We start from the raw sequence: 22,904 nt of genomic DNA, 5'->3' as shown, positions 1-22,904 counted from the left end.
ATTATTGTTTTACTTTAATGAAGCTTTCACTGTCCATTAAATATTGTGCATTCACCGCAACAGAGTCTGTTGCTGTTAATCCGCTGATGATTTGAATATGTTGTTCGTGTAAAATGCCGGTGTTCACTTTGTGTGCTTTAAATCCGCCATCCACTTTATGAAACACCACTTTATCTAACCCGAGCGATAACACGGCTTCTTTCGGCAACCAATAAGCATCTTTTGAATTGCCATTGATGACTGCTCTTACCTGGCTGCCGATCGGAATTTTCAAACTGCTGTTATTAAAATATACTCTTGCCGTTAAGGTTTTACTTTCTTTCCGGTAGAAGGGTTCAATAAAATCAATGCTTGCCCTGAAACCTTTGTTCGGTGCTGTTTCGGGAATAACATGCACACTGTTTCCTTTTTTAACTAGGCCCTGGTTGTCGCCAAAAATATTTAACAGTGCCCATGCCTGCGTTGGATTATAGACAATGAAAACTGATTGGCCTTTATTGATGTACATGCCTTCTTTCAATGAAAGTTCCTCTGTTAATTGCGAAATGTCTTTCATTTTTTCAGGTGCTGTATTCATGGATGCGCCGGCTGATTCATGAATATGTCCGCTGTAATTGCTGTAAACTGAAATGGTAAATGATGCTTTTTTTGTTTGCAATACCTGTTGTAATTGCTGACTGCTCATGCCAAGAAGTAAAAGTTTTTGCTTCGCTGCTTCAATAAAGCTTTTATTTTCCGGATCGTTCTTTAACAGGAATAATAAATTCTGCTGGGCAGTTAAAATTTCCGGACTGTAAATATCCATGATGCGTTGCCCTTTGCTGATCTTCTGGTAACGGTGACGCACATAGAGTTTTTCAATTCGCCCACTCACTCTTGCTGAAATCGTTCCAACTTCTCTCGTGTCGTAAGCAATGGTTCCCAACGCTTCTATGTTAATATGCTCTTCTTTCTTTTCAATTGTTGTTACAGGAATAGAAGACACAACAAACTCATTGGTCGGTTTGAGCAAGGCATCCAATCCAATTTCAGTTGATGCACTGCCACCGGTTTCTTTTTTAACTAAATCCATTCCGCAAATAGGGCAGGAGCCGGGTTTGTCTTTAATTACATCCGGATGCATGGGACAAGTATATTCTGCCGCTGCATTTTCATGATCATGATCTTGCTGTGCGGCAGGTTGTTCCATCTTCACCAATTCCATTCCACATTTGGGACAAGTGCCCGGCTTATCGCTGAACACCGAATCTTGTGGCATTGGGCAAGTGTACATGTCTTTTACAAGTTCCTGCTTGTGGTTTGCATGCGGATCATTGTTGTTACAGGCAATTGCCAATATCAACAGGAATGATCCGATTATATAAAATAGTTTCTGCTTCATCTGTATTACTTTATTGTCTTTTCTTCTTGAACCTTGTCTCTTGTGCCTTGTACCTTCTCTGTTACTTTTTTTCAATCAACCGTTCAATCGTTACCTGCAGTTTCAATGCCTGGTTGAGTAACTCAGTGTATTCCAGTTGAGTCATGTACAATGTTTCCCATGCATCATAGAGCATAAAGAGTTCTTCGGTGTTCTGTTCATAACCCAGCTGCATGGTTTTGTAATTATTCTTTAAGGCAGGAATAATGTTGTCATCGTACAGCTTCAATTGTTTTCGTTTTAGCTCCAGTTCATTACGCATGCCATAGGCCATGCCGCTGTATTCATTCAGCATCATTTCTTTTTGCGATTGCAATGCACTTGCTTTCCATTTCAAGCTCTCAACATTTGCCTTGCTCATTTTCGACGACCATTTGGTAAGCGGAAGCTTCATCATGCCCATCAATGAAAACTGCATGGGCAATCCGCCAAAACCAAACATGTGCTCGTATCGAATACCGAATTGCGGTTTCAGACTTTGTCTTTCTGTTTCCTGTTTCAGCCAGGTAAGTGTAATGTTTTTATCAATTGCTTTCAGGTCACTACGGTTGTTGTAGAGGAGAGTGCTGTCGAATACCATCGATGAATAATCATTCAATTGAAAAGTGGTGTCAATATCAAAATTGATCATGGCATTACGACCCATCAGGGAGTTGATGCGGATCCGTTTTTCTTTAATATCGCTTTCAAACATCAATCGCATATTCTGCACATTGCCCAATGCAGCTTTGGCTTTGTAGTAGGCACTGATTTTCTCCAATCCATTCTTATAACGGATTTCTGCATTTTTGATCATGAACTCGAGTAGCTTCTCGTTCTGATCAAGAATAGCAAGTTTCTTTTTTAAAATGATCCATTCGTAGTAAAGCTGTTTGGCATCATTAATCAGTTCATTCAGCGTAGCATTCTTTTTTTCTTTTTCAACAGAGGACATCGCTTCCATATACTTCGCATCTGCACTTTGTTTTTGTTTGTTGGGAAACATCTGTTGCCCTCCGATCATGTATTGACCCATACCTTCTTTAAGGCCTCCCATGCCGTCATCCATTTTTTTCCAACGAGATGGGTTATAAGGAGTCATCCATAAACCACTGCTGAACTCCGGTGGCATCCAGCTCCTTGCACCTTTCGCCGCTTCATCCATTGAACGGATCTCGTTGTTGTACATTCTTACAACAGGATGCGATACAGTGATGCTGTCAATGATGGCATCGAGTTTTATTGTTTGAGCGTTGCTGTTGAGTGCAGCAAGGGCAAACATTACCGGAAGTAGTTTATTCTTTAACATCGATCAATTCAATTTTACCGTTACGTTTTAATTCACGTTCCTTTATCATTTCAAAAATCACAGGCGTGATGAGCAATACATAGATGGTGGATGAAATGGTTCCGCCAATCAAAGGAATGGTGATCGGTCGCATGATATCGCTGCCCACACCGGTTGCCCAAAGAATAGGGAATAAGCCAAATAGTCCAACTGATACCGTCATCAGCTTGGGACGTAATCGTTTTGCCGATCCTTCAATAACAAATTCACGGATGATGGCGGGTGTAATGGTTGCTTTGCTGTTACCATGTTTGGCCACCATGTTCTGCATGGCTTCGTTGAGATAGATGGTCATCAGCATGGCTGTTTCAATCGCCATTCCAAACAGCGCAATAAAACCAACAGCAACAGCTACTGACAAATTAATGCCATAGAAATACACCATAAATACACCGCCGATCAATGCAAATGGAACAGTGAGCATGGTGACTGCTGCTTCTTTAAAGGAATGATACGTGAAGTACAGTACCATGAATATGATGATGAGTACGATAGGCAAAATGGTTTTTAATGTTTGGTTTGCACGGATTTGATTTTCCCATTGGCCACTCCATTCTAAAAAATATCCTTTGGGTAATTTCGTGATCATCTGGTTCAATCGTTCCTGTGCTTCTTTTACAGTGCTTCCTAAATCACGCTCACGCACATTGAACAAAACTGTTCCTCTCAACATTGCATTTTCTGAATTGATCATCGGCGGACCATCACTCAATTTTATATCGGCTACTGCTTCTAAAGGAATGGGACCGAAGTCCATCGTTTGCACCTGCAAACGTTTTAATGCTTCGAGGTTGTTACGGAAATCCTGTCCGTATCGTGCATTCACTGAAAAGCGTTGACGACCTTCAACGGTAGTCGTAAGTTTCATACCGCCCAATGCACTTTCAATTACAAGATTTACATCATCAACACTTAAACCATATCGTCCGATCTCTTCACGCTTCACTGCAATGTCAATGTATTTACCACCGGTGATTGGTTCAACATACAGATCTTTCACGCCATCAATTCCTTCCAGTTGTCGCTTGATGGTTTGTGCAAATGCATAAATGCTGTCGAGATTTTGTCCGTATACTTTCAATCCCACATCAGTACGTATGCCTGTTGAAAGCATATTGATGCGGTTGATGATGGGTTGTGTCCATCCATTTGTAACACCCGGTATTTGCATTTTCGCATTCAGTTCATTGATGATCGCATCTTTGGTCATGTTATTCCGCCATTCACTTTTTGGTTTCAAGAGAATAATGGTTTCGATCATACTGATAGGAGAGTTGTCTGTTGCAGTATTTGCACGGCCCGCCTTGCCCAACACATGTGCTACTTCCGGAACTGTACGAATCAATTTGTCCTGCACCTGCAATAGGCGTTTTGCTTCCGAATTAGAAACATCCGGCAATGTAACTGGCATGAACAATAAAGAACCTTCATCTAACGGCGGCATAAATTCAGAACCCAGTCTCGTCATCATAATAATACCAACCGCCAATGCAATCAGATTAATAGCGATAGTTGTTTTGCGCCATCTCAAACACCATTTTAAAATGGGCGTATAGATTTTTTCTAAAGTTCTGGTGATGGGGTTTGCGCTTTCGGGTTTTAATCTGCCTTTCAGAAAAAAGGAGATCAATACGGGCATCAACGTAATGGCGAGTACCGCATCAATTAACAGGATAAATGTTTTTGTCCAAGCCAGCGGATGAAAGAGTTTTCCTTCCATACCGGTTAATAAAAACACGGGAAGAAAAGATGCTACCACAATGATGGTTGAATAGAAAACACCCGGCCCAACCTGTTTCGACGAACGTTCGATGATCTCCATCTTTTCAGCCGCCGTTAAAGGATCTTTATGTTGCTTAAATAGTTTCATGTGGTTTGCTTATTGTCTGTTGTCTATTGCGTTTTCTTTTGCGAGTTGTGCTTCACTGATATGCCGGTAGGCATTTTCCACCATCACAATACCATCATCAACCACTACACCAATGGCCAATGCAATACCTGTGAGCGACATGATGTTCGATGAGATGCCAAACATTTCCAGGAAAATAAAACCTGCTGCAACTGAAATGGGTAATTGAATAAGAATGATAACTGCACTTCGCCAATGAAAAAGAAAGAGCAGTACAACAATTGATACGGCGATCATCTCTTCGATCAAAGTGCCTTTTACCGATTCAACTGCTTCCTGAATTAATGTGCTGCGGTCGTATGAAGTTTTAAAAGTGACACCGTCAGGCAATCCCTTTTCTACTTCCTTCATCTTCTCTTTTACTGCGGCAATTACTTTATTGGCGTTCTCATTGTAACGCATCACTACAATGCCACCTACCACTTCACCTTTCCCATCCATATCAAAAATGCCGAGACGTAAGTCGCCACCCATTTGCACGGAACCAATATCTTTTACACGAACAGGGATGCCATTGTAGTTTGTGAGTGCAATATTTTCTACATCCGTTATGTTTTTGATATAGCCTAATCCACGAATGATATAAGCCATGTCTGCCATTTCAAATTTCCGTCCGCCCACATCATTGTTGTTGCTCTTCACTTTGTTCATTACATCCATCAGGGAAATATTGTAATACTGCAACTTCACCGGATCAATTACGAGTTGATACTGTTTTTCAAATCCTCCAAACGATGCTACTTCGGCAACACCGGGTACTGTTTGCAAAGCGAATTTGATGTACCAATCCTGCAATGCACGTTGTTCACCTAAATCCATTTTGGGTGCATCCAGATGATACCAGTAAATATGACCAACACCTGTTCCATCAGGGCCAAGCGAAGGTGTTACACCTTGCGGCAATAATCGTTGTGCAAAATTCAAACGCTCCAAAACTCTTGTTCTCGCCCAATAGATATCAACATTGTCTTCAAAAATTACATACACAAAACTCATCCCGAACATCGACGAGCCTCGGATGTTTTTAATTTTCGGAATGCCTTGCAGGTTACTCACCAATGGATACGTAACCTGGTCTTCAATTACCTGTGGACTACGTCCCATCCATTCCGTAAAAACGATCACCTGGTTTTCACTCAAATCAGGAATCGCATCGATCGGATTTTTGTTGATCGAGTAAATGCCGTAGGCAAACAGGCCTGCTGCTACCAACAATACAACAAGCCTGTTACGTAAGGCCAGTTCAATTAATTTTCGAACCATATTTTTTATTTTTTGTATCCGGCTGAAGTGGTGCTATTCACCTTTTGTTGCGTCGCACTCTTCAACATCCTGTTCTTTTTTGAACTGATCAATGCTTGTGCTCTTTCTTCTTCAGGTCCATTCCGCATTTGCTGCATTTACCGGGCTTGTCGCTTGTAACATCTGCATGCATCGGGCATACATATGTTTTTGCAACTTCTGTTTTTGTTTTTTCTTTTGCTTTCACCAGGTCCATTCCACATTTGCTGCACTTGCCGGGTTTATCACTTGTAACATCTGCATGCATAGGACAGCTGTAACTTTTTGTTACTTCTGTTTTCATTTGTTCTTTTTTCGACTTGTTCAGATCCATTCCGCATTTTGGACACTTGCCGGGCTTATCGCTGGTAACATCGGCATGCATCGGACAGCTGTAACTTTTTGTTACGTCTTTCTTCATCTGCTCTTTTTTAGAAAGCTCCAGCTTCATGCCGCAAACCGGACAGTTGCCAGGTTTCTTTGCAGCAACAGAATCATGCATTGGGCAGGTATATAATGTGGGGTGAGATCCTTTATCTTTTTTGCCTGCTTTTTCCTGCGCAACTATGTTTACAGAAACGATGGTGAATACTGCCATCAACAGTAATTGAAACGTTTTCATGTTTGTTGTTTTTAATGTGAAGAATAAGAAGAGGTATATGGAAATACCAATAGCCCGGCAATACAATTGCCCGGCTTATACAAACGGAAAGAATTTAAATACGGAATGTGCAGTTACGGATATAGACAGCCGTCTGAGAACTTCGGGGAGGCGCATTGCTTAACGGGAATTCTTCTGTTACAGAAGCGATGCTTGATAAGTTGTAAACAGGATAAGATACAGGTAAGGCTGTTGCCAATGAAAGCGTGAATTGAAATGCAGTTGCAGCTTTCTGATCTTTTTCGATCTTCAATTGCTTTTGTTCGTCTTTGCAGCAATCATTCTTGCCCTTGCCATCTTTTTCCATCCCGCAATTATTGCAGGTGTTCTTCCCATCGTTATGACCAATGCTCCAGTCAACCAGTTTGTCCATGCAATAATGCATTTGCAAAGTGGCCCCACTTGAGGTGCTGATGTAGAGAAAAGATAATATGGCTATTACGAGCTTTTTCATCTGTTAAGCGAAAGTAATAAGATTTATTCCGAATAAGTATGAAAATGTACTGACAATAATCAGTTAGCTTAAATTTTCGCCTTGACCTGGTTTATTCATCTGCACAATATTTATGCTGTTACAACAGTAACATTCAATTCCGGTTTATCCAGCAGGAACAATGCCATCTCGTCATTCATCTCAAACCCTTTCTCCACTGTGTACATACCTACTTTCCAATTGTCTTTCGGCTCGTATAAGTTGAATTTGAGATTACTCTTGCCGGGATTCTTCTTTACGTTCGTCTCCATAAAGTTGACCATCTCTTCAGTAAGGAAACGGGGTTCAATATCAACAATGAGTTGTTTGGTCATCGTGCGTTTTACTGTTTCAAGTAGCAATACCTGGTTGATCTTGAATTCAAAATCATCGTCTTTGTTCCAGCGTGTTTTGAATACACCGGTGATGAACACAACAGCGCCAGGCGTAAAGTGATCTTTGAATTTTACAAAGTCTTCGCCAAACAATGCAAACTCAGTATTACCTGTATAATCTTCGATCATACAAATACCAAACTGCTTGCCTGTTTTTGTTACACGTTGGTTGTGTGCAGTAACCAAACCCGCCAAACGGAATGTCTGGAATGGATTTGCATGTAAAAGGATGGCTTCTTTAAATTCATTGAAATCACTAAGTGGTGTGATTTTGTAATGCTGCATCTCAAATTTGAAATGATCTAACGGGTGACCACTGATGAAGATACCTGTGATCTCTTTTTCATGATCGAGTTTTTCTGTTAATGTCCACTCTTCACAGTTCACAATTTTGGGTGTAGGAATTTCCATCATCATGCTTTCACCAAACAAGGTGTTGGTATTGCTTTGCACATTTGCCTGGAAACGGTTGCCGAAGTTGATGATACGTTCCAATGTATTCACCGTATCTCCCGGCATTACATGAAAATATTGTGCACGATGGTATTCTTTGAAGCAATCAAATGCACCACCATACACCAGGCTTTCCAATGATTTTTTATTAACCGTACGCTGATTCACACGTTTGATAAAATCAAACACATCTTTATAAGGACCTTTCTTTTCACGTTCTTCAATAATACTATCGATCGCTGCTTCACCCACACCTTTTAATCCACCTAAACCAAAACGTATCTCACCCGCTTTGTTCACGGCAAAACCATTTTGTGATTCATTAATATCAGGGCCAAGTACTTTAATGCCCATGCGTTTACACTCTTCCATAAAGAAGGTGATCTTTTCAATAGCGCCGGCGTTGTTCAACACAGCACTCATGTATTCACCGGGATAGTGTGCTTTTAAATAAGCTGTTTGATAAGCAACAAATGCATAGCAGGTAGAGTGCGATTTGTTGAAAGCATATTGAGCAAATGCTTCCCAGTCGGTCCATATTTTTTCAAGTTTATCAGCAGGGTGTCCTTTGGCAGAAGCACCATCAATAAACTGCTTTTTCATTTTATCGAGTACAGCCTTTTGCTTTTTACCCATGGCTTTGCGCAAAACATCCGCATCACCTTTGCTAAAGCCGCCTAGTTTTTGGGCCAGCAACATTACCTGTTCCTGGTAAACAGTAATACCATAGGTTTCATCAAGGTATTCTTCCATTTCAGGAAGATCATAACTGATGGCTTCCTTACCATGTTTACGATCAATAAAGTTGGGGATGTATGCGATAGGACCGGGACGATACAAAGCGTTCATCGCAATCAAATCACCAAACTGATCGGGCTTTAATTCACGCAGGTATTTTTGCATGCCCACACTTTCAAACTGGAATGTACCGATGGTTGAACCATGTTGATAGAGTTCAAATGTTTTTGCGTCATCTAACGGAATGGTATCAATATCAATTTCAACGCCGTGATTTTGTTTGATGAGCTGCAATGCATTCTTTAAGATGCTGAGTGTTTTTAAACCAAGAAAGTCCATCTTGATTACACCTGCATCTTCAATTACACTTCCTTCAATTTGTGTTAACCAGAGTTCCGATTCTTTTGATGTACAAACCGGGATGAGATCTGTTAAGTCTCTTGGTGCAATGATGATACCTGCGGCGTGAATGCCCGTGTTACGAACAGAACCTTCCAAGATTTCTGCTTCGTGCAAAATTCTTGATGGCAGATCATCGCCGGCATAAACCTGGCGGATTTTTTTTACCATCTCCAATTCATCCGGACCAAAGGCTTCTTTTTCTGCTAAACTTTTTTCACCGGTGAAGGGCGCATGCAACACACGTTTCAAAGAAACACCAGGACGTTCAGGAACTAATTTCGATAATGCACGGCTCTCTGCCAATGGAAGATCCATTACACGGGCAACATCGGCAATACTACTTTTAGCAGCCATGGTACCATAGGTGATGATCTGTGCCACCTGTGCCTTTCCATATTTATCAACTACATAGTCAATTACTTTTTGTCGTCCTTCATCATCAAAGTCCGTATCAATATCCGGCATTGATTTACGATCAGGATTTAAGAAACGCTCAAACAGCAAATTGTATTTGATGGGATCGATATTGGTGATACCAATACAATAAGCCACCACACTACCTGCTGCTGAACCACGACCGGGCCCAACAAACACACCCATATCACGACCAGCTTTAATGAAATCACTTACAATTAAGAAGTAACCGGCAAAGCCCATTGTTTTAATGGTGAATAATTCAAAGTCGATGCGCTCTCTTGTGGTTTCTTCTATTTCATGATAACGATCTTTTGCACCGATATAAGTAAGATGTTTTAAAAATTCCCACTGGTTCAGATTCGCATCATCATGCACCTGGAATTCTTTCGGAATCGGAAAGGCGGGGAGCAAAATATCTTTCTTGAGATTCAGTACTTCGATCTTGTCAACGATCTCATTGGTATTGTCGATGGCTTCAGGTACATCTTCAAATACCTTTTTCATTTCTGCTGTTGTCTTGAAATAGAATTGATCGTTAGGAAATGCAAAGCGTTTGTTCTTTACATTCACATCATCATCAGAAAACTCACGCAGGGCAGGTGTGCTTTGTTTTTCACCGGTGTTGATGCACAACAAAATATCGTGGGCATTAAAATCGGTTTGATCAACATAATGCGAATCATTACTGGCGATCACTTTTACATTGTACTTCTTTGCAAACTTCAGCAATACAGCGTTTACTCTATCCTGCTCAGCCATGCCATGCCGCTGTACCTCTACGTAATAATCTTTCTGAAAAATATTCAGCCACCACTTGAATTCATTCTCTGCATCTTCTTCACTCTTATTCAGGATCATCTGCGGCACCATGGCTCCAAGGCAGCAGGTGGTAGCAATTAATCCTTCATGATATTTATGAATCAGTTCTTTATCAATGCGTGGGTACTTGCTGTACATGCCTTCAATAAAACCAAGCGATGTAAGCTTCACCAAATTCTTATAGCCCTGTTCATTTTTTGCGAGCAGCACCTGGTGGTAACGATGATCACGCTGTTCTTTGCTGAAGTTTTTTATATGCCTGTTCTCGGTTAAATAAAATTCGCAGCCAACAACGGGCTTCACTTTTAGTGAGCCATCTTCATTTTTATGTTTGTAGGCTTCGGCCACAAACTGGAAGGCACCAAACATGTTTCCATGATCAGTAATGGCCAACGCAGGCATGCCGTCAGTGATGGCTTTGTTGTATAATGAACCGATGGAAGCGGCTCCATCGAGCAGAGAATATTGAGTGTGAACGTGTAAATGCGAAAATTTGCTCATAGTCAGGCGTCAAATTTCGTTGTTCTGAATCGAAAAAAAGTGAATAAGAAATCCACAAAATGAGCGTTTTAGATAAAACAACAGGTGAAAATTTGTCAGCAAGCCCTCAATAACTATCTTTAACGGATAGACGATTTGGCTCGTTTCTTGCTAAAAAGGGGCTGCATCGGTACTTTTGCGCCGTTGGAAAAATTCAATACCATGATTAGACATTTGCTTACATATCTGTCTGCCATACTACTGCTCACCAGTTGCAGTGCGGTAAAGAATGCGTTTCAGCCGAAACAAACTTCAACCGCATCAACAACAGTTGAAGAAAAAAATGAGGTGCGACCTGAATACAAACGTGTACGCACCGGCTCCTCAACATCAACCCAGCAGGCAAGTATTTTTCAAACAAAGGATGTTGCTACTTACAGCTCATCACTCGAATTATTTTCGCTCTCTCAGTTCAAATATGCCATCCGTCTGGATGTGCCGGTAGAAACCATCCAGAATAAATCCTTATACGAGCTGATCGATAACTGGTGGGGTACGCCTTACCGTTTGGGCGGTACCACCCAAAAAGGGATCGACTGCTCTGCTTTTGTACAAACTTTAATGATGGGTGTTTTTGCCATGCAGTTGCCACGCACAGCCCGTGAGCAGAAAGAAGCAGCTTCCTGGATACCAATGGACGATTTGAAAGAAGGTGATCTTATATTTTTCAATACACGTGGGGGAGTATCGCATGTGGGTGTGTACCTGCATAATAATAAGTTTGTGCATGCATCCACATCGGGCGGGGTTATGATCAGTGATCTGAACGAAACCTACTGGAGCCGGAAACTGCTGGGGGCAGGGCGGGTATTACAAAATAGTTCACCCAAACCATAAGCATTATCTTTGCAAAGAGCTTGGCTTCAACTTAACTTGAAGCCTTTTTTATTTTATGTTGACGAAACGAATTATTCCCTGTTTAGATATAAAAGATGGCCGCACGGTAAAGGGTACCAACTTTGTTGACCTGCGTGATGCAGGCGACCCCGTTGAACTGGGTGCTTTGTATGCTCAGCAAGGGGCCGACGAACTGGTTTTCCTTGATATTACTGCAACAGTTGAGAAGCGCAAAACTTTAAGCGAACTGGTGAAACGTATAGCCCGACATGTGAACATTCCGTTTACGGTTGGTGGTGGCATCAGCACCGTGGAAGATATGAGCGTACTGCTCAATTCCGGTGCTGATAAAGTAAGTGTAAATACAGCGGCTTTTAAAAATCCTCAACTCATCAATGATATTGCATTGGCTGCAGGCAGTCAATGTTGTGTATTGGCAATCGATACCAAGAAAGAAGAAGACGGCGAATGGTATGTGTACCTGAATGGTGGCCGCACCAAAACCGATATGAAATGTGTGGACTGGGCACGGCAGGGTGTTGATCTGGGGGCAGGTGAAATATTGCTCACCAGCATGAACAACGATGGCACCAAACAGGGGTTTGCATTGGATATTACCAAGAAACTGTCGGTTGAGTTACCAATTCCGGTAATTGCCAGTGGTGGTGCAGGAACAATGCAGCATTTTGCAGATGTTTTTGAACTGGCTTATGCCGATGCAGGATTAGCGGCCAGTATTTTTCATTTTAAAGAAATTGAAATTGCTGACCTGAAAGCTTATTTGAAGGAGAGAAATGTTGCAGTAAGGATTTAGCTTTGCGGAGCAACAAAATAGAGTCACAAATAACACGGAAAGTGCAGATGAAACGGATTTGATTTTGATCGGTTGTATCTTTTTAAATCAGCGTCATCAGTGTTTCTATCAAATAAAAAATAAAAAATCAACTACGTTGAAACCAGATTTTTCGAAATACCACGACGGACTGTTACCAGCCATCATCCAGGATTATAAAACCAGTAAAGTATTGATGCTTGGTTTTATGAATAACGATGCATTTATTAAAACGGAAGAAACAGGAAAGGTTACGTTTTACAGCCGCAGCAAACAACGGTTATGGACAAAGGGTGAAGAAAGCGGCAACTTTTTATCAGTAAAACAGGTGTTACTCGATTGTGACCAGGACACATTGCTCATCAAAGCTGAGCCTGCGGGACCAACCTGTCATACCGGTGCAGATACTTGCTGGAGCGAAAAAAATCACAGCGACGACTTTTTATCGTATTTAGAAGAGATCATCGAATTACGCAGGAAAAGTACCGATGGCAAAAGCTATGTAAAGAGCCTGTTCGATAAAGGCATCAATAAAATTGCACAGAAAGTAGGAGAGGAAGCAACCGAAATTATTATTGAAGCAAAAGATAATAACGAGGAGCTTTTCTTAAACGAAGGAGCAGATCTGCTCTTCCATTTTATCGTTTTATTAAGGGCGAAAAATGTTTCTTTGCAGGATGTGATCTACGTACTGAAACAACGTCATTCGCATGCAGATTAATATGAAGTTTATTGTAACGATATGTTTGTTGATGAGTGTTGCACTGCAACTGCAGGCACAACAGCCATTTCAGATCAAAGGAACGATCAGGGGTGCAAAGGAAAATGCAAAGGTAAGTTTGCGCATGGATGGGCAGGACACTGAAGCGCTTGCTGAATCAACCGTTAAGAAAGGAAAGTTTGAACTGAAAGGCAATATTACTGAAACAGCGCTCTATGTGTTAAGCGTTGAAGGGGGTAAACAGAACCTTGGCATTTTTCTCGATCCATCTGTCGTAACTGTTAATGCGCATGTTGATTCTTTGCAGAAAGCTGTAGTGAACGGATCGAAAACGAATTATGAGTTTGTACGTTTTCGTCAGCAGTTCGACCCTTATTTTATGAAACTCGATGGCTATGGTAAGCAATTGCAGAACCCTGCCATGCAAAGCAAACAGGATTCTATTTACAATCTTGTGCGCAATCTTGTAACCGAGATTAACAGTTCTGCCGATACGTATATTCTGAAAAATAATCAATCGCCGGTAACACCTTTGTTACTGTATGTGATCTATAGTGTATTTCAACAGGCTGACGTGTTGGATTCTAATTATGCAAAGCTTTCTGAAACAGCACAAAAAAGTTTCTATGGCCGCATGGTGGGAGGAATTGTAAAAGAAAATAAGATCGGTGCAATTGGTACCGAAGCAATTGATTTTACACAGGCTGATACATCGGGTAATCCAATATCACTCCAATCGTTTCGTGGCAAATATGTATTGGTTGATTTTTGGGCGAGTTGGTGCGGACCTTGCCGTATGGAGAATCCTAATCTTGTTGCAGCCTTTCATAAATTCAAAGAAAAGAATTTTACCGTGTTGGGCGTTTCGCTTGACCGTGACCGCAGTAAATGGTTAGAAGCTATTGCACAGGATGGGTTAGCATGGACGCAGGTAAGCGATCTGAAATTCTGGAGTAACGAAGCAGCCCGTATTTATAAGATCACGTCTATTCCACAAAATCTTCTCATTGCCCCTGATGGAAAAATTATTGGCAAGAACCTTCGTGGAGAAGAACTACTGGTACGTTTAGAAGAATTGTTCAAATAAAGTAAGCATGAAAAAATTGTTGTTGATTGTGCTTGTATTTGCTTTTGTAAATGCAACAGCACAGGAAAAGAAATTTACAGTAAGCGGTACATTACCGCCTGCAACGAAAAAATACAATGTTTTGCTGAGCTGGAATAATGGGAATGGAGCAGAAGAAGCAAAAGTTGAAAACGGAAAGTTCACCATTAGTGGTGAGATCGATGAGCCGGTGATGGCCACCCTGATGTTGCAGGAAGCAAACCCACCTGCAGGTAAAGGATTTGATATGACCGAGTATCGCCGTAGCAATCTTACTTTTTTTCTTGATGCAGGAACTATTACGATCGTTTCGAAAACATGGTTGAGCGAAGCGGAAGTTAAAGGTTCAGCTATTGTAAATGATTATTACAAATATCAACAGCAAACAAAATCATTAAAGGAACTGGAAGATAAGATCGGTGATGTGTATTATGAATACAATAAAGCGAAAAACAGCACAGCAGCTAATCAGCTGATGGAAATGTTCAGGGTTCACCAGGATCTGATCTATGCAGAGCAGTTGAAATTTGTAAAAAATAACCCTGCCTCACCTGTTTCATTATACATGACAGAGCAGGCTTTGGGTTTCGATATGGATGCAGCAAAAGCAGAACCATTGTTCTTGTTGTTGAATGAAAACCTGCGTGCTTCAGAAAAGGGAAAGCAATTGCAGGAAAGTATCAACATTGGAAAGAAATCAATGGTAGGCGTAGTTGCAGCTGATTTTATACAGCCTACTGCTGATGGAAAAAATATTTCACTTTCGTCGCTTCGTGGCAAGTATGTGTTGGTTGATTTTTGGGCAAGCTGGTGCGGGCCTTGCAGGGCAGAAAGCCCCAATCTTGTAAAGGCATACGAAAAGTATAAGCCGAAGAACTTTGAAATATTCGGCGTATCGCTCGATCAAAGCAAAGACAAATGGTTGAAAGCAATTAAAGATGATAAATATACCTGGCCACAGGTTGGTGATATGAAAGGTTGGGAAAATGCAGCTTCGCAACAGTTTGGCATTTTAGGTATTCCATTTAACATGTTACTCGATCCGAATGGCGTGGTGATTGCACGAAATTTAAGAGGGGAGGCATTGGAGAAAAAGCTGGAAGAAATTTTGAAATAAACTTCAAAGGCAAGAGGTTCAAGAAGTACCAACATATAAGAGAAAAGCCCAAGTTCGTAAACGAGCTTGGGCTTTTTTTTAGTTGGACCTTGTATCTAGATTTCTTTCTTGTGCCTTGTACAATTATTTTTTTGCTTCTACAGTTGACTTCGGATCAAAGTACGCTTTACTGTAATTCGCTCCCCACATGTCGTAGCGTTTAAACTGAACAAGCAAACGCTTTTCAAAATCAGCAGCGTTTCTTTTTTCTTTTGCTGTCCATAATACTTCACTCAATGCAGCCATACGTGGGAAGATCATGTATTCAATTTTACTGCTGTTGTTCATGTATTCGGTCCAAACATTAGCTTGCGCACCACGCACAAACTTCCACTGCGATTCAGGTAATTCTTTTGGAATTGGTTCGTAAGTATATACTTTTTGCACCGTTGTAAAACCACCAATTGTTACTGAATCTTCATTAGCTGTTTGTTTATGATCGAAATACATGTGGCTGCCCGGTGTCATGATCACATAATGATTTTCTTTTGCAGCAGCAATACCACCTGCTTCACCACGCCAGCTCATTACCTGTGCATTTGGTGCAAGTCCGCCCTCAAGAATTTCATCCCAACCAATAATTGTTTTACCCTTGGCGTTGAGATATTTTTCAATGCGCTGAATAAAATAACTCTGCAGTTCATGTTCATCTTTCAGCTTCAGCTCTTTCATGCGCTTCTGGCAATTAGGACATTGCTTCCAATGAGTTTTGGGGCACTCATCGCCTCCTATGTGAACATACTTCGATGGGAACATCGTGATCACTTCATCCAACACATTTTCAAGAAACTTGAATGTTTCATCTTTACCTGCACAGAACACATCATCAAACACGCCCCATGTTTCCTGTACAAATTTCACACGGCCTTTTTGCGCTTCCTGTACCGTTTTCATTGAAACCATGTTTAACGGAATCTCTGTTGTACGGTTAGGAAAACAGCTTAACGAAGGATACGCTGCAATAGCAGCACTGCCATGACCGGGTAATTCTATTTCAGGAACAACTTCTACAAAACGGCTTTTTGCATAAGCTACCACCTCTTTAATTTCTTCCTGTGTATAATAACCTTCATGAGGTTTGTTGTCGTTGCCTTTTCCGGGGTAACGGCCAATGATGGTACCATTACGTTTGCTGCCGATAGTTGTTAACTCCGGATATTTTTTGATCTCAATGCGCCATCCCTGGTCTTCTGTTAAATGCCAATGAAAAACATTGATCTTATGTAAAGCGAGGTAGTCGATATATTTCTTGATAAAAGAAACAGGTTCAAAATGACGACCTACATCGAGATGCATTCCACGATAATCGAAACGGGCTTTATCGTAAATCTGTACATAAGGAATTGCAGCGGTGCCGTTTTGTTGAACAGGCAACAATTGAATCAATGATTGTACGGCATGAAAAGCTGACTCATCGAAATTTGCTTCAATGCGGATACCGCTTTTGCTAACGTTCAAACGATAAGCCAATGCACCACCCGTAGGCATGCGGGTTGAAGAAAAAACAATATCAGCTTTGCCGCCTTTTGCTTTTACTGCTTCAATGTTGTAATACTTCTTTAAGTATTCTGCAAGATAGTTTGTAACAGCATTTGTGCCCTCACCATCGGGGAAGTTACTGCTCCATGTGATCTTTTGTTTCAAGGTATAACTTCCTTTCTGAGGTTGTTTCACTTCGAATGGTTGTGGAATAATGTTGATCTCCTGTGCCGAAACGACTAGCGAACAACAGGCAAGCATGATCGATAAAAACCTTTTCATCTGCTGGATTGATTTTGTTAAGAGTTATAATGAATGATTGACTTTACTTTAATACAGGTAACACAATGTTTGATCCGTTCTTTGCATCATGCCATATTTTGATTGTACTCTTGATATAGTCTTTTGCATTTGCTTCATAAATATTTACAAACTGTTGCGGGTTGCGATCCACTAACGGGAACCAACTGCTTTGGATCTGTATCATAATGCGATGCCCTTTTTTAAATGTGTGTGCCACATCAGGCAATTCAAATTTTACTTTCTCTACTTTGTTAGGTGTAAAAGCAGCAGGTATTTCAAAGCTGTTGCGGAAACGTCCACGCATTACTTCGCCACGCACCAGCATCTGGTAATCGCCCATTGGATAACTTCCACCACCTAAGCGACCAGCTGCTGATGTATTGCCGGGATAGGAAAAGTCACTCGGAAATACATCAATGAGTTTCACCACAAAATCTGCATCAGTTGTAGAGATACTTGTGAGCAGATCAGCAACCACTGTTCCTGCAAGTGTAATATCTTCTGTTAAGATTTCTGTTTGAAATGAAAGTACATCTGTTCTGCGATTAGCAAAACGCTGGTCATCGGTCATGTAAGCAATGGTTCTGCTGAAGTGCACATCTTCTGTGTATGGAACAGGCTTTGCAGGATCGCTCACATATTCTGAAGAACTATTGGAAGAAGTTGGTTTGTTCCAACTTAAGCCACCATTTGATTGTAAGAACATCGGCGTCATTTTTACATTGGCAGCAGGCCATTGTGTAAACTTGCGCCATTGATTTTCGCCGGTAAAGAAAATCGTTGCTTCTGCAAGTTGATCAATATTTGCTTTACCTTCAAGATGATGCATGAAGAAAGGCAATTCAATTTCGTTTTGATAATAAGTAGAAGTATTACTCCCAAATTTTACATTGCCTAAACTGGTTCCATCGCCTCTGCTCCATTGACCATGATACCATGGACCCATCACAATACGGTTGTTATTCTTTGCTTTCTTTTCAATGGCTTCATACGTACGCCATGCACCAAAACAATCTTCAGCATCAAACAATCCACCTACAACAAGTGTTGCTGTATGCGTTGGAACATTATTGACGAAGTTGCGGATGTTACGGGCTTTCCACCAATCATCATAGTTAGGATGTTTATACATCTCATGCCAGAAAGCAATACTATCGCCAATAAGTGTTGCAAGATTTTTTGTGGAGCCGGCTTCTAAATAAAATTTATAAGCATCTCTTGTAGGGAATTGAAAACCCGGCGAACCAACTGTTGTTGGTTTTGGACGTGGCTTGCCGAAAGATGAATAGAATGAAAATCCATCCATTTGAAAGAAAGCGCCATTATGATGAAAATCATCACCCATAAACCAATCGGTAACGGGTGCCTGCGGACTAACTGCCACAAGCGATGGATGATTACTCAAGGCTGCAATGGTGGAATAGAAACCGGGATATGAAATGCCAAAGATGCCCACCTTCTTATTATTATTCGGGATATTTTTTGTCAACCATTCAATCGCATCATACGTATCACTTGCTTCATCAAACTCAGTTCCTTTTTTGTTGGGGTTGAAGGGACGCACATCCATAAACTCGCCTTCACTCATCCAGCGGCCACGCACATCCTGTATAACAATGATGTAATTACGACGCATATAATAACGCCACTGGTTATCCCAGAATGCACGAAAATTATTTTCACCATAAGGTGCGCAGGAATACGGTGTGCGATTCATTAAAATGGGATGTGCTTCACTGTTATTCTTTGGTGTGTAAACAGCAGTGAACAGTTTAATACCATCCCGCATGGGGATCATGATCTCTTTCTTTGTATAGTTATCACGTATCCAAGCAGAATCCTGCTGGTTTAATGTTTGTGAACTGAGTGATAAAAAAAGGAACAGCGATAGTACTGTGAATGCAAGTTTTCTCATGCCTTACGATTTAGGCTTGAAAGTTATTGAATTTGAGTGACACCTATTCGCCGGTTATGTATTCAGTACAATCGGTTGCACATGGTGAGTCACCCGCCTGTTCTTACTGGGTTCACCCCATTTGAAAAATCTGTTCGGCAATTACATTCCATTTTCCGGGGTTCAATTTGAGCAGCGAAATTGCAGATGCTTCAAATTGCTCATCAAAATGTTGCCTTTTAAAATGATCCCAGGCTTTGATAAAGTCGCCGGGTTTTATATCCCTGTTGGCAATGGTAACATGCGGATGAAAGGGACGATCATCGGGTTTTATTTCATCGTGGAATGATTTCATAAAGTGATCTTCCACAGCTTTTCGTAAACTACCTAATTGATGATTTTCTTCAACTGCAGCAAAAATAACCCGGTTGCTGAAATGAGAGAACTGCTGAAGATGGATGTTAAAGGGGGGGATTGTTGTTTGAAATGAATGAATTGTATCAATCAATTGTTGTTCTTTTTCATTGTGTAACCAGAATGGAGGAATAAGTGTGATGTGTGCTGACGATTTTAATGCAACGGTACAGCCAAAACGATCACGCATCCATAATTTGTACGCCTGTATTTTTTTGTCGATCTCAGGTGAACAAAGAACAGCGATGTAAAACATGCTATGTGTTGCAGGGTTATTCATTAAAATAAATCAATGGCCATGAAGGCTTTTTAAAACAACTTTGGTATTTCATTTATAAACGTCACCACGCTCATCCATAACATCACTGCAACAACCATCCATCCACTCCATAGTAACCACGCAGAGTGCTGATAATGCGCTAACTTTCGTTTCATCATTACCCATAACATCAATCCCAACGAAAACGGAAGAATAAAACCATTGAGTGTTCCGACTATAATAAGAATAAATACGGGTTTGCCCCACAGTAAAAAAATACCTGTCGATATAAGAATAAACAGAATGGTAGAGAGCCGTTGTTGGCGGGTGAAAACAGGATGCAACGTTTTTAAAAATGTAATGGAAGTGAAGGCAGAACCCACAACTGAAGTAATGGCCGCACACCATAACACAACACCAAATATCTTATAACCCAATGTGCCGGCTGCAGCCTGGAACACAGATGCAGCAGGATTTGCTTCATTCAACTGAAAACCCTGGTTTAAGATTCCATACACAGCAAGGAATAATAAAATACGCATACAGGCAGTTAATACAATGCCATTGACAGCACTTCGTTTCACTTGCTGCATGCTGATTGCTGTTGATTTATCTTCCAGTAAACGATGTGCACCTGCAAACGTGATATAGCCACCAACTGTACCTCCAACCAATGTTACAATAGAAGTGAAGTTGATGACGGAAGGCGCAAACGTTCGATGAGCAACTGTTGCAAGAGGCGGCGCTGCATAAAACACTACATAGAGCATGAGGCCAAGCATTACCATGCCGAGAATTTTCACAAACAGGTCCATTGATTTTGCAATATCTTTCGATAGGAAAATAATAATTGCAATTACTGCACTGATAATGCTGCCTGTTTCAACACTCACCGGAAACAAAATATTCAATCCCAAACCTGCACCTGAAATATTGCCGATGTTAAAAGCTAATCCGCCAATACAGATCAATACTGTAAGCACATGGCCGCTGTTGGGAACAACTTCGTTTGCCAGTTCTGAACCACGTTTATTATTGGCTGTGAGTATTTGCCAGATGTTGAGTTGAGCAATAATATCAATGATCACCGACACAAGAATCACAAAGCCCATGCTCGCCATCAACTGTTGTGTAAACACAGTGGTTTGTGTAAGAAAGCCGGGCCCGATTGCTGATGTTGCCATTAGAAAAGCAGCGCCCGCACCTTTGCCACCAAGTAGTTTCCAGTTAGTTTGCTTTGATGTCAATATGTGCCTGTTTTAATGCGTAAGAGATTATTTTCGCAAAAGCAACAGCATTGCTGCCGTCGCCATGTATGCAAATGGTATCCGCTTTTAAGTTAATGATCTTTCCTGTTACACTCGTGACTGTATTGCTGTTGATCATTTGTAATATCTGTTGCAGCGATGTTTGTTCATCAGTAATTAATGCATTGGGTTGAGAGCGGGGAGTTAAGCTGCCATCATCCTGGTAAGTGCGGTCAGAAAATACTTCATGTGCAGTTTGTAAACCGAGGGCTACTGCTTCCGCTAATGAAATGCTTCCGCTTAAACCAAACATAATAAGAGAAGAATCAAAATCATAAACTGCTTTTGCAATAGCTGCTGAAATCGTTCTGTCTTTCGCTGATTGATTGTACAATGCACCATGTGGTTTTACATGATGCAGTTTTACGCCTTGTTCTTTTGCGATTTGAGCGATGAGCAAAAGTTGTGCAGTTACAATGTTATAAATTTCTTCTGCTGTCTTCTGCATTTCTGTACGACCAAAATATTCTTTATCAGGCCAGGAAGGATGTGCGCCAATAGCCACGTTGTATTGCAGACATAATTCAATGGTGCGTTTCATTGTATCAACATCACCTGCATGATAGCCACAGGCAATATTTGCACTGCTGATGAGCGGTATGATCTGTTCATCAGTAGTTAATCCTTCGCCAAGATCACAATTAAGATCAATTGATTTCATGTTACACATTGGTCGGCACGGCCCTCAGGCCGTCAGACCATTTATAGTTTGTGATTTATTGCCGGTGAGCAACCCCCAAATACAGCGGGTGGCTCACCGCATTATTTTTTAAGCAAGTTTTGATTGTAACACTTCTTTCACCCGCTTCAGATCATCCACACGTTTCATGTACAATAGTTCTGCTTCCTGTAAACTTACTATTTGAAATTGAATTTTGTCGCCCGGTTTCTTTTGAGCCAGTAAAGAAAGATCTGCAGCACATACCTGTGCAATGCGTGGATAGCCACCAACTGTTTGTGCATCGGCCATAAGAATGATCATTTCTCCCGACGGTGTTAACTGAGCTGTTCCTTGTGTTACTGGCGAAGAGATGATCTCAGAATTTCTGTTGGTCTTTAATATTTTTTCATTTAACCGATATCCCATACGACTGCTTTGCGGACCAATCGTAAAAGAAGCTTGTGAGAACAGTTGTGTTGATTTGTCATCAAGATAATCCCATTCAACTCCCTGCAACACACGAATGATATTGTTTGTTATTGATGCAGTTTCATGATTGATCTCAACTGTTGCACCAGCTTTTAAAACGTTCAACAGTCGTTGTTGTAAAACAGATAGTTCTTTGTGTTGTTTCAGTATGTCGTCTTTTCGTAAGGGCCTGCCTTGGTAACCACCGGATTTAACCAAAAGATCAGTAGAGTAACTGTTAAGAAAAGTATCAGCTTTAAACCCGCCTGCCACGGCCATGTATAATCGAAAGCCTGGTAGTTGAAGTTTACATTCAACTGTTGTACCTGCCGGAATAAAAAAAGATTGATTGATTGGTAATAAAGTTTCCTGTAATTGTGGTTGCAGACCACCACCTGTAAATGCAACAAGAGTGTCTTGCATAAAACGAAAGCGATGTGGTGATTGGGTGATCTCTAAAACAGCTGCTGATGTTTCGTTGCCAATGAGTGTGTTGGCAAGTTGTGCTGCATGCATATCCATTGCGCCGCCTTTGCTCACACCAAACTGCAGGTAGTTTGTTCTGCCGGTATCCTGCAGCGTAGTTAGGAAGCCGCATTGTTCAATATGGATGATTGGTTTATTCATTATTACT

The 22,904-nt window shown here is 41.0% G+C and carries 16 protein-coding genes and 1 pseudogene; 5 read left to right on the top strand and 12 right to left on the bottom strand.

The window, feature by feature from the left end:
- Position 1 precedes the first annotated feature (1 nt).
- The 6 genes and pseudogenes from VK159_RS02505 to dnaE all read right to left on the bottom strand — a co-directional run bounded on the left by VK159_RS02505 (position 2) and on the right by dnaE (position 10,795).
- The gene (locus VK159_RS02505) at positions 2-1,381 is read right to left on the bottom strand and encodes an efflux RND transporter periplasmic adaptor subunit (protein ID WP_324228561.1); all 1,380 of its coding nucleotides are present in this window, start codon (positions 1,379-1,381) and stop codon (positions 2-4) included.
- Between the two features lie 61 nt (positions 1,382-1,442).
- Positions 1,443-2,708 carry a TolC family protein gene (locus VK159_RS02500; RefSeq protein WP_324228560.1) on the bottom strand — a complete coding sequence of 422 codons (1,266 nt, stop codon included), beginning with the start codon at positions 2,706-2,708 and terminating at the stop codon, positions 1,443-1,445.
- Positions 2,695-5,919, bottom strand: a pseudogene (locus VK159_RS23730) (efflux RND transporter permease subunit). The gene VK159_RS02500 and the pseudogene VK159_RS23730 overlap by 14 nt, the downstream one beginning before the upstream one ends.
- A gap of 88 nt (positions 5,920-6,007) precedes the next feature.
- Positions 6,008-6,559 (bottom strand): heavy metal-binding domain-containing protein, encoded by a 552-nt coding sequence (locus tag VK159_RS02490; protein ID WP_324228559.1) that lies wholly within the window; start codon positions 6,557-6,559, stop codon positions 6,008-6,010.
- A gap of 94 nt (positions 6,560-6,653) precedes the next feature.
- Positions 6,654-7,052 carry an HYC_CC_PP family protein gene (locus VK159_RS02485; RefSeq protein WP_324228558.1) on the bottom strand — a complete coding sequence of 133 codons (399 nt, stop codon included), beginning with the start codon at positions 7,050-7,052 and terminating at the stop codon, positions 6,654-6,656.
- Positions 7,053-7,162: 110 nt separating this feature from the next.
- Positions 7,163-10,795, bottom strand: a complete 3,633-nt coding sequence (gene dnaE, locus VK159_RS02480) for a DNA polymerase III subunit alpha (RefSeq protein WP_324228557.1) — start codon at positions 10,793-10,795, stop codon at positions 7,163-7,165.
- Positions 10,796-10,996: 201 nt separating this feature from the next.
- Between dnaE and VK159_RS02475 the strand changes: the two genes are divergently transcribed.
- The 5 genes from VK159_RS02475 (at position 10,997) to VK159_RS02455 (ending at position 15,446) form a co-directional block, all read left to right on the top strand.
- Positions 10,997-11,671, top strand: coding sequence for a C40 family peptidase (locus VK159_RS02475; protein ID WP_324228556.1), 675 nt, complete (start codon positions 10,997-10,999; stop codon positions 11,669-11,671).
- A 55-nt stretch (positions 11,672-11,726) separates the two neighbouring features.
- A complete protein-coding gene (gene hisF, locus VK159_RS02470; protein ID WP_324228555.1) occupies positions 11,727-12,485 on the top strand; it encodes an imidazole glycerol phosphate synthase subunit HisF in 759 nt (252 codons plus the stop codon).
- A 112-nt stretch (positions 12,486-12,597) separates the two neighbouring features.
- A complete protein-coding gene (hisIE, locus tag VK159_RS02465) occupies positions 12,598-13,224 on the top strand; it encodes a bifunctional phosphoribosyl-AMP cyclohydrolase/phosphoribosyl-ATP diphosphatase HisIE (RefSeq protein WP_414672814.1) in 627 nt (208 codons plus the stop codon).
- Positions 13,214-14,311, top strand: a complete 1,098-nt coding sequence (locus tag VK159_RS02460; protein ID WP_324228553.1) for a TlpA disulfide reductase family protein — start codon at positions 13,214-13,216, stop codon at positions 14,309-14,311. Before hisIE ends, VK159_RS02460 begins: the two co-directional genes overlap by 11 nt.
- A 7-nt stretch (positions 14,312-14,318) precedes the next feature.
- Positions 14,319-15,446, top strand: coding sequence for a TlpA disulfide reductase family protein (locus VK159_RS02455; protein WP_324228552.1), 1,128 nt, complete (start codon positions 14,319-14,321; stop codon positions 15,444-15,446).
- A 123-nt stretch (positions 15,447-15,569) separates the two neighbouring features.
- Here the strand turns inward: VK159_RS02455 and VK159_RS02450 are convergent, their stop codons facing one another.
- The 6 genes from VK159_RS02450 to VK159_RS02425 form a co-directional block, all read right to left on the bottom strand.
- Complete coding sequence (locus VK159_RS02450) at positions 15,570-17,246, bottom strand: beta-N-acetylhexosaminidase (protein WP_324228551.1); 1,677 nt, start codon at positions 17,244-17,246, stop codon at positions 15,570-15,572.
- 43 nt (positions 17,247-17,289) lie between these two features.
- Positions 17,290-19,182 (bottom strand): CocE/NonD family hydrolase, encoded by a 1,893-nt coding sequence (locus VK159_RS02445; protein WP_324228550.1) that lies wholly within the window; start codon positions 19,180-19,182, stop codon positions 17,290-17,292.
- A 112-nt stretch (positions 19,183-19,294) separates the two neighbouring features.
- Entirely contained in the window at positions 19,295-19,831 is a 537-nt protein-coding gene (locus VK159_RS02440) for a 2'-5' RNA ligase family protein (RefSeq protein ID WP_324228549.1), read from the bottom strand.
- 53 nt (positions 19,832-19,884) lie between these two features.
- Entirely contained in the window at positions 19,885-21,081 is a 1,197-nt protein-coding gene (locus tag VK159_RS02435; RefSeq protein ID WP_324228548.1) for an NRAMP family divalent metal transporter, read from the bottom strand.
- Positions 21,062-21,802, bottom strand: coding sequence for a 5-oxoprolinase subunit PxpA (locus VK159_RS02430; RefSeq protein WP_324228547.1), 741 nt, complete (start codon positions 21,800-21,802; stop codon positions 21,062-21,064). The genes VK159_RS02435 and VK159_RS02430 overlap by 20 nt, the downstream gene beginning before the upstream one ends.
- A gap of 108 nt (positions 21,803-21,910) precedes the next feature.
- A complete protein-coding gene (locus tag VK159_RS02425) occupies positions 21,911-22,897 on the bottom strand; it encodes a biotin-dependent carboxyltransferase family protein (protein WP_324228546.1) in 987 nt (328 codons plus the stop codon).
- Positions 22,898-22,904: the final 7 nt, after the last annotated feature.

Source organism: Lacibacter sp. (assembly GCF_035299325.1).
GTDB lineage: Bacteria > Bacteroidota > Bacteroidia > Chitinophagales > Chitinophagaceae > Lacibacter.
The sequence above is the reverse complement of the archived record's forward strand: the minus strand, read 5'-3'. Positions and strand labels throughout refer to the sequence as shown.

Excerpts from the sequence above, each read along its gene's own strand:
- VK159_RS02505 (WP_324228561.1), bottom strand. The coding sequence starts at position 1,381 with ATGAAGCAGAAACTATTTTATATAATCGGATCATTCCTGTTGATATTG.
- VK159_RS02485 (WP_324228558.1), bottom strand. The coding sequence starts at position 7,052 with ATGAAAAAGCTCGTAATAGCCATATTATCTTTTCTCTACATCAGCACC.
- VK159_RS02475 (WP_324228556.1), top strand. The coding sequence starts at position 10,997 with ATGATTAGACATTTGCTTACATATCTGTCTGCCATACTACTGCTCACC.
- VK159_RS02445 (WP_324228550.1), bottom strand. The coding sequence starts at position 19,182 with ATGAGAAAACTTGCATTCACAGTACTATCGCTGTTCCTTTTTTTATCA.
- dnaE (WP_324228557.1), bottom strand. The coding sequence starts at position 10,795 with ATGAGCAAATTTTCGCATTTACACGTTCACACTCAATATTCTCTGCTC.
- VK159_RS02440 (WP_324228549.1), bottom strand. The coding sequence starts at position 19,831 with ATGTTTTACATCGCTGTTCTTTGTTCACCTGAGATCGACAAAAAAATA.
- VK159_RS02500 (WP_324228560.1), bottom strand. The coding sequence starts at position 2,708 with ATGTTAAAGAATAAACTACTTCCGGTAATGTTTGCCCTTGCTGCACTC.
- VK159_RS02450 (WP_324228551.1), bottom strand. The coding sequence starts at position 17,246 with ATGAAAAGGTTTTTATCGATCATGCTTGCCTGTTGTTCGCTAGTCGTT.
- VK159_RS02430 (WP_324228547.1), bottom strand. The coding sequence starts at position 21,802 with ATGAAATCAATTGATCTTAATTGTGATCTTGGCGAAGGATTAACTACT.
- VK159_RS02490 (WP_324228559.1), bottom strand. The coding sequence starts at position 6,559 with ATGAAAACGTTTCAATTACTGTTGATGGCAGTATTCACCATCGTTTCT.
- VK159_RS02460 (WP_324228553.1), top strand. The coding sequence starts at position 13,214 with ATGCAGATTAATATGAAGTTTATTGTAACGATATGTTTGTTGATGAGT.
- hisF (WP_324228555.1), top strand. The coding sequence starts at position 11,727 with ATGTTGACGAAACGAATTATTCCCTGTTTAGATATAAAAGATGGCCGC.
- VK159_RS02455 (WP_324228552.1), top strand. The coding sequence starts at position 14,319 with ATGAAAAAATTGTTGTTGATTGTGCTTGTATTTGCTTTTGTAAATGCA.
- VK159_RS02425 (WP_324228546.1), bottom strand. The coding sequence starts at position 22,897 with ATGAATAAACCAATCATCCATATTGAACAATGCGGCTTCCTAACTACG.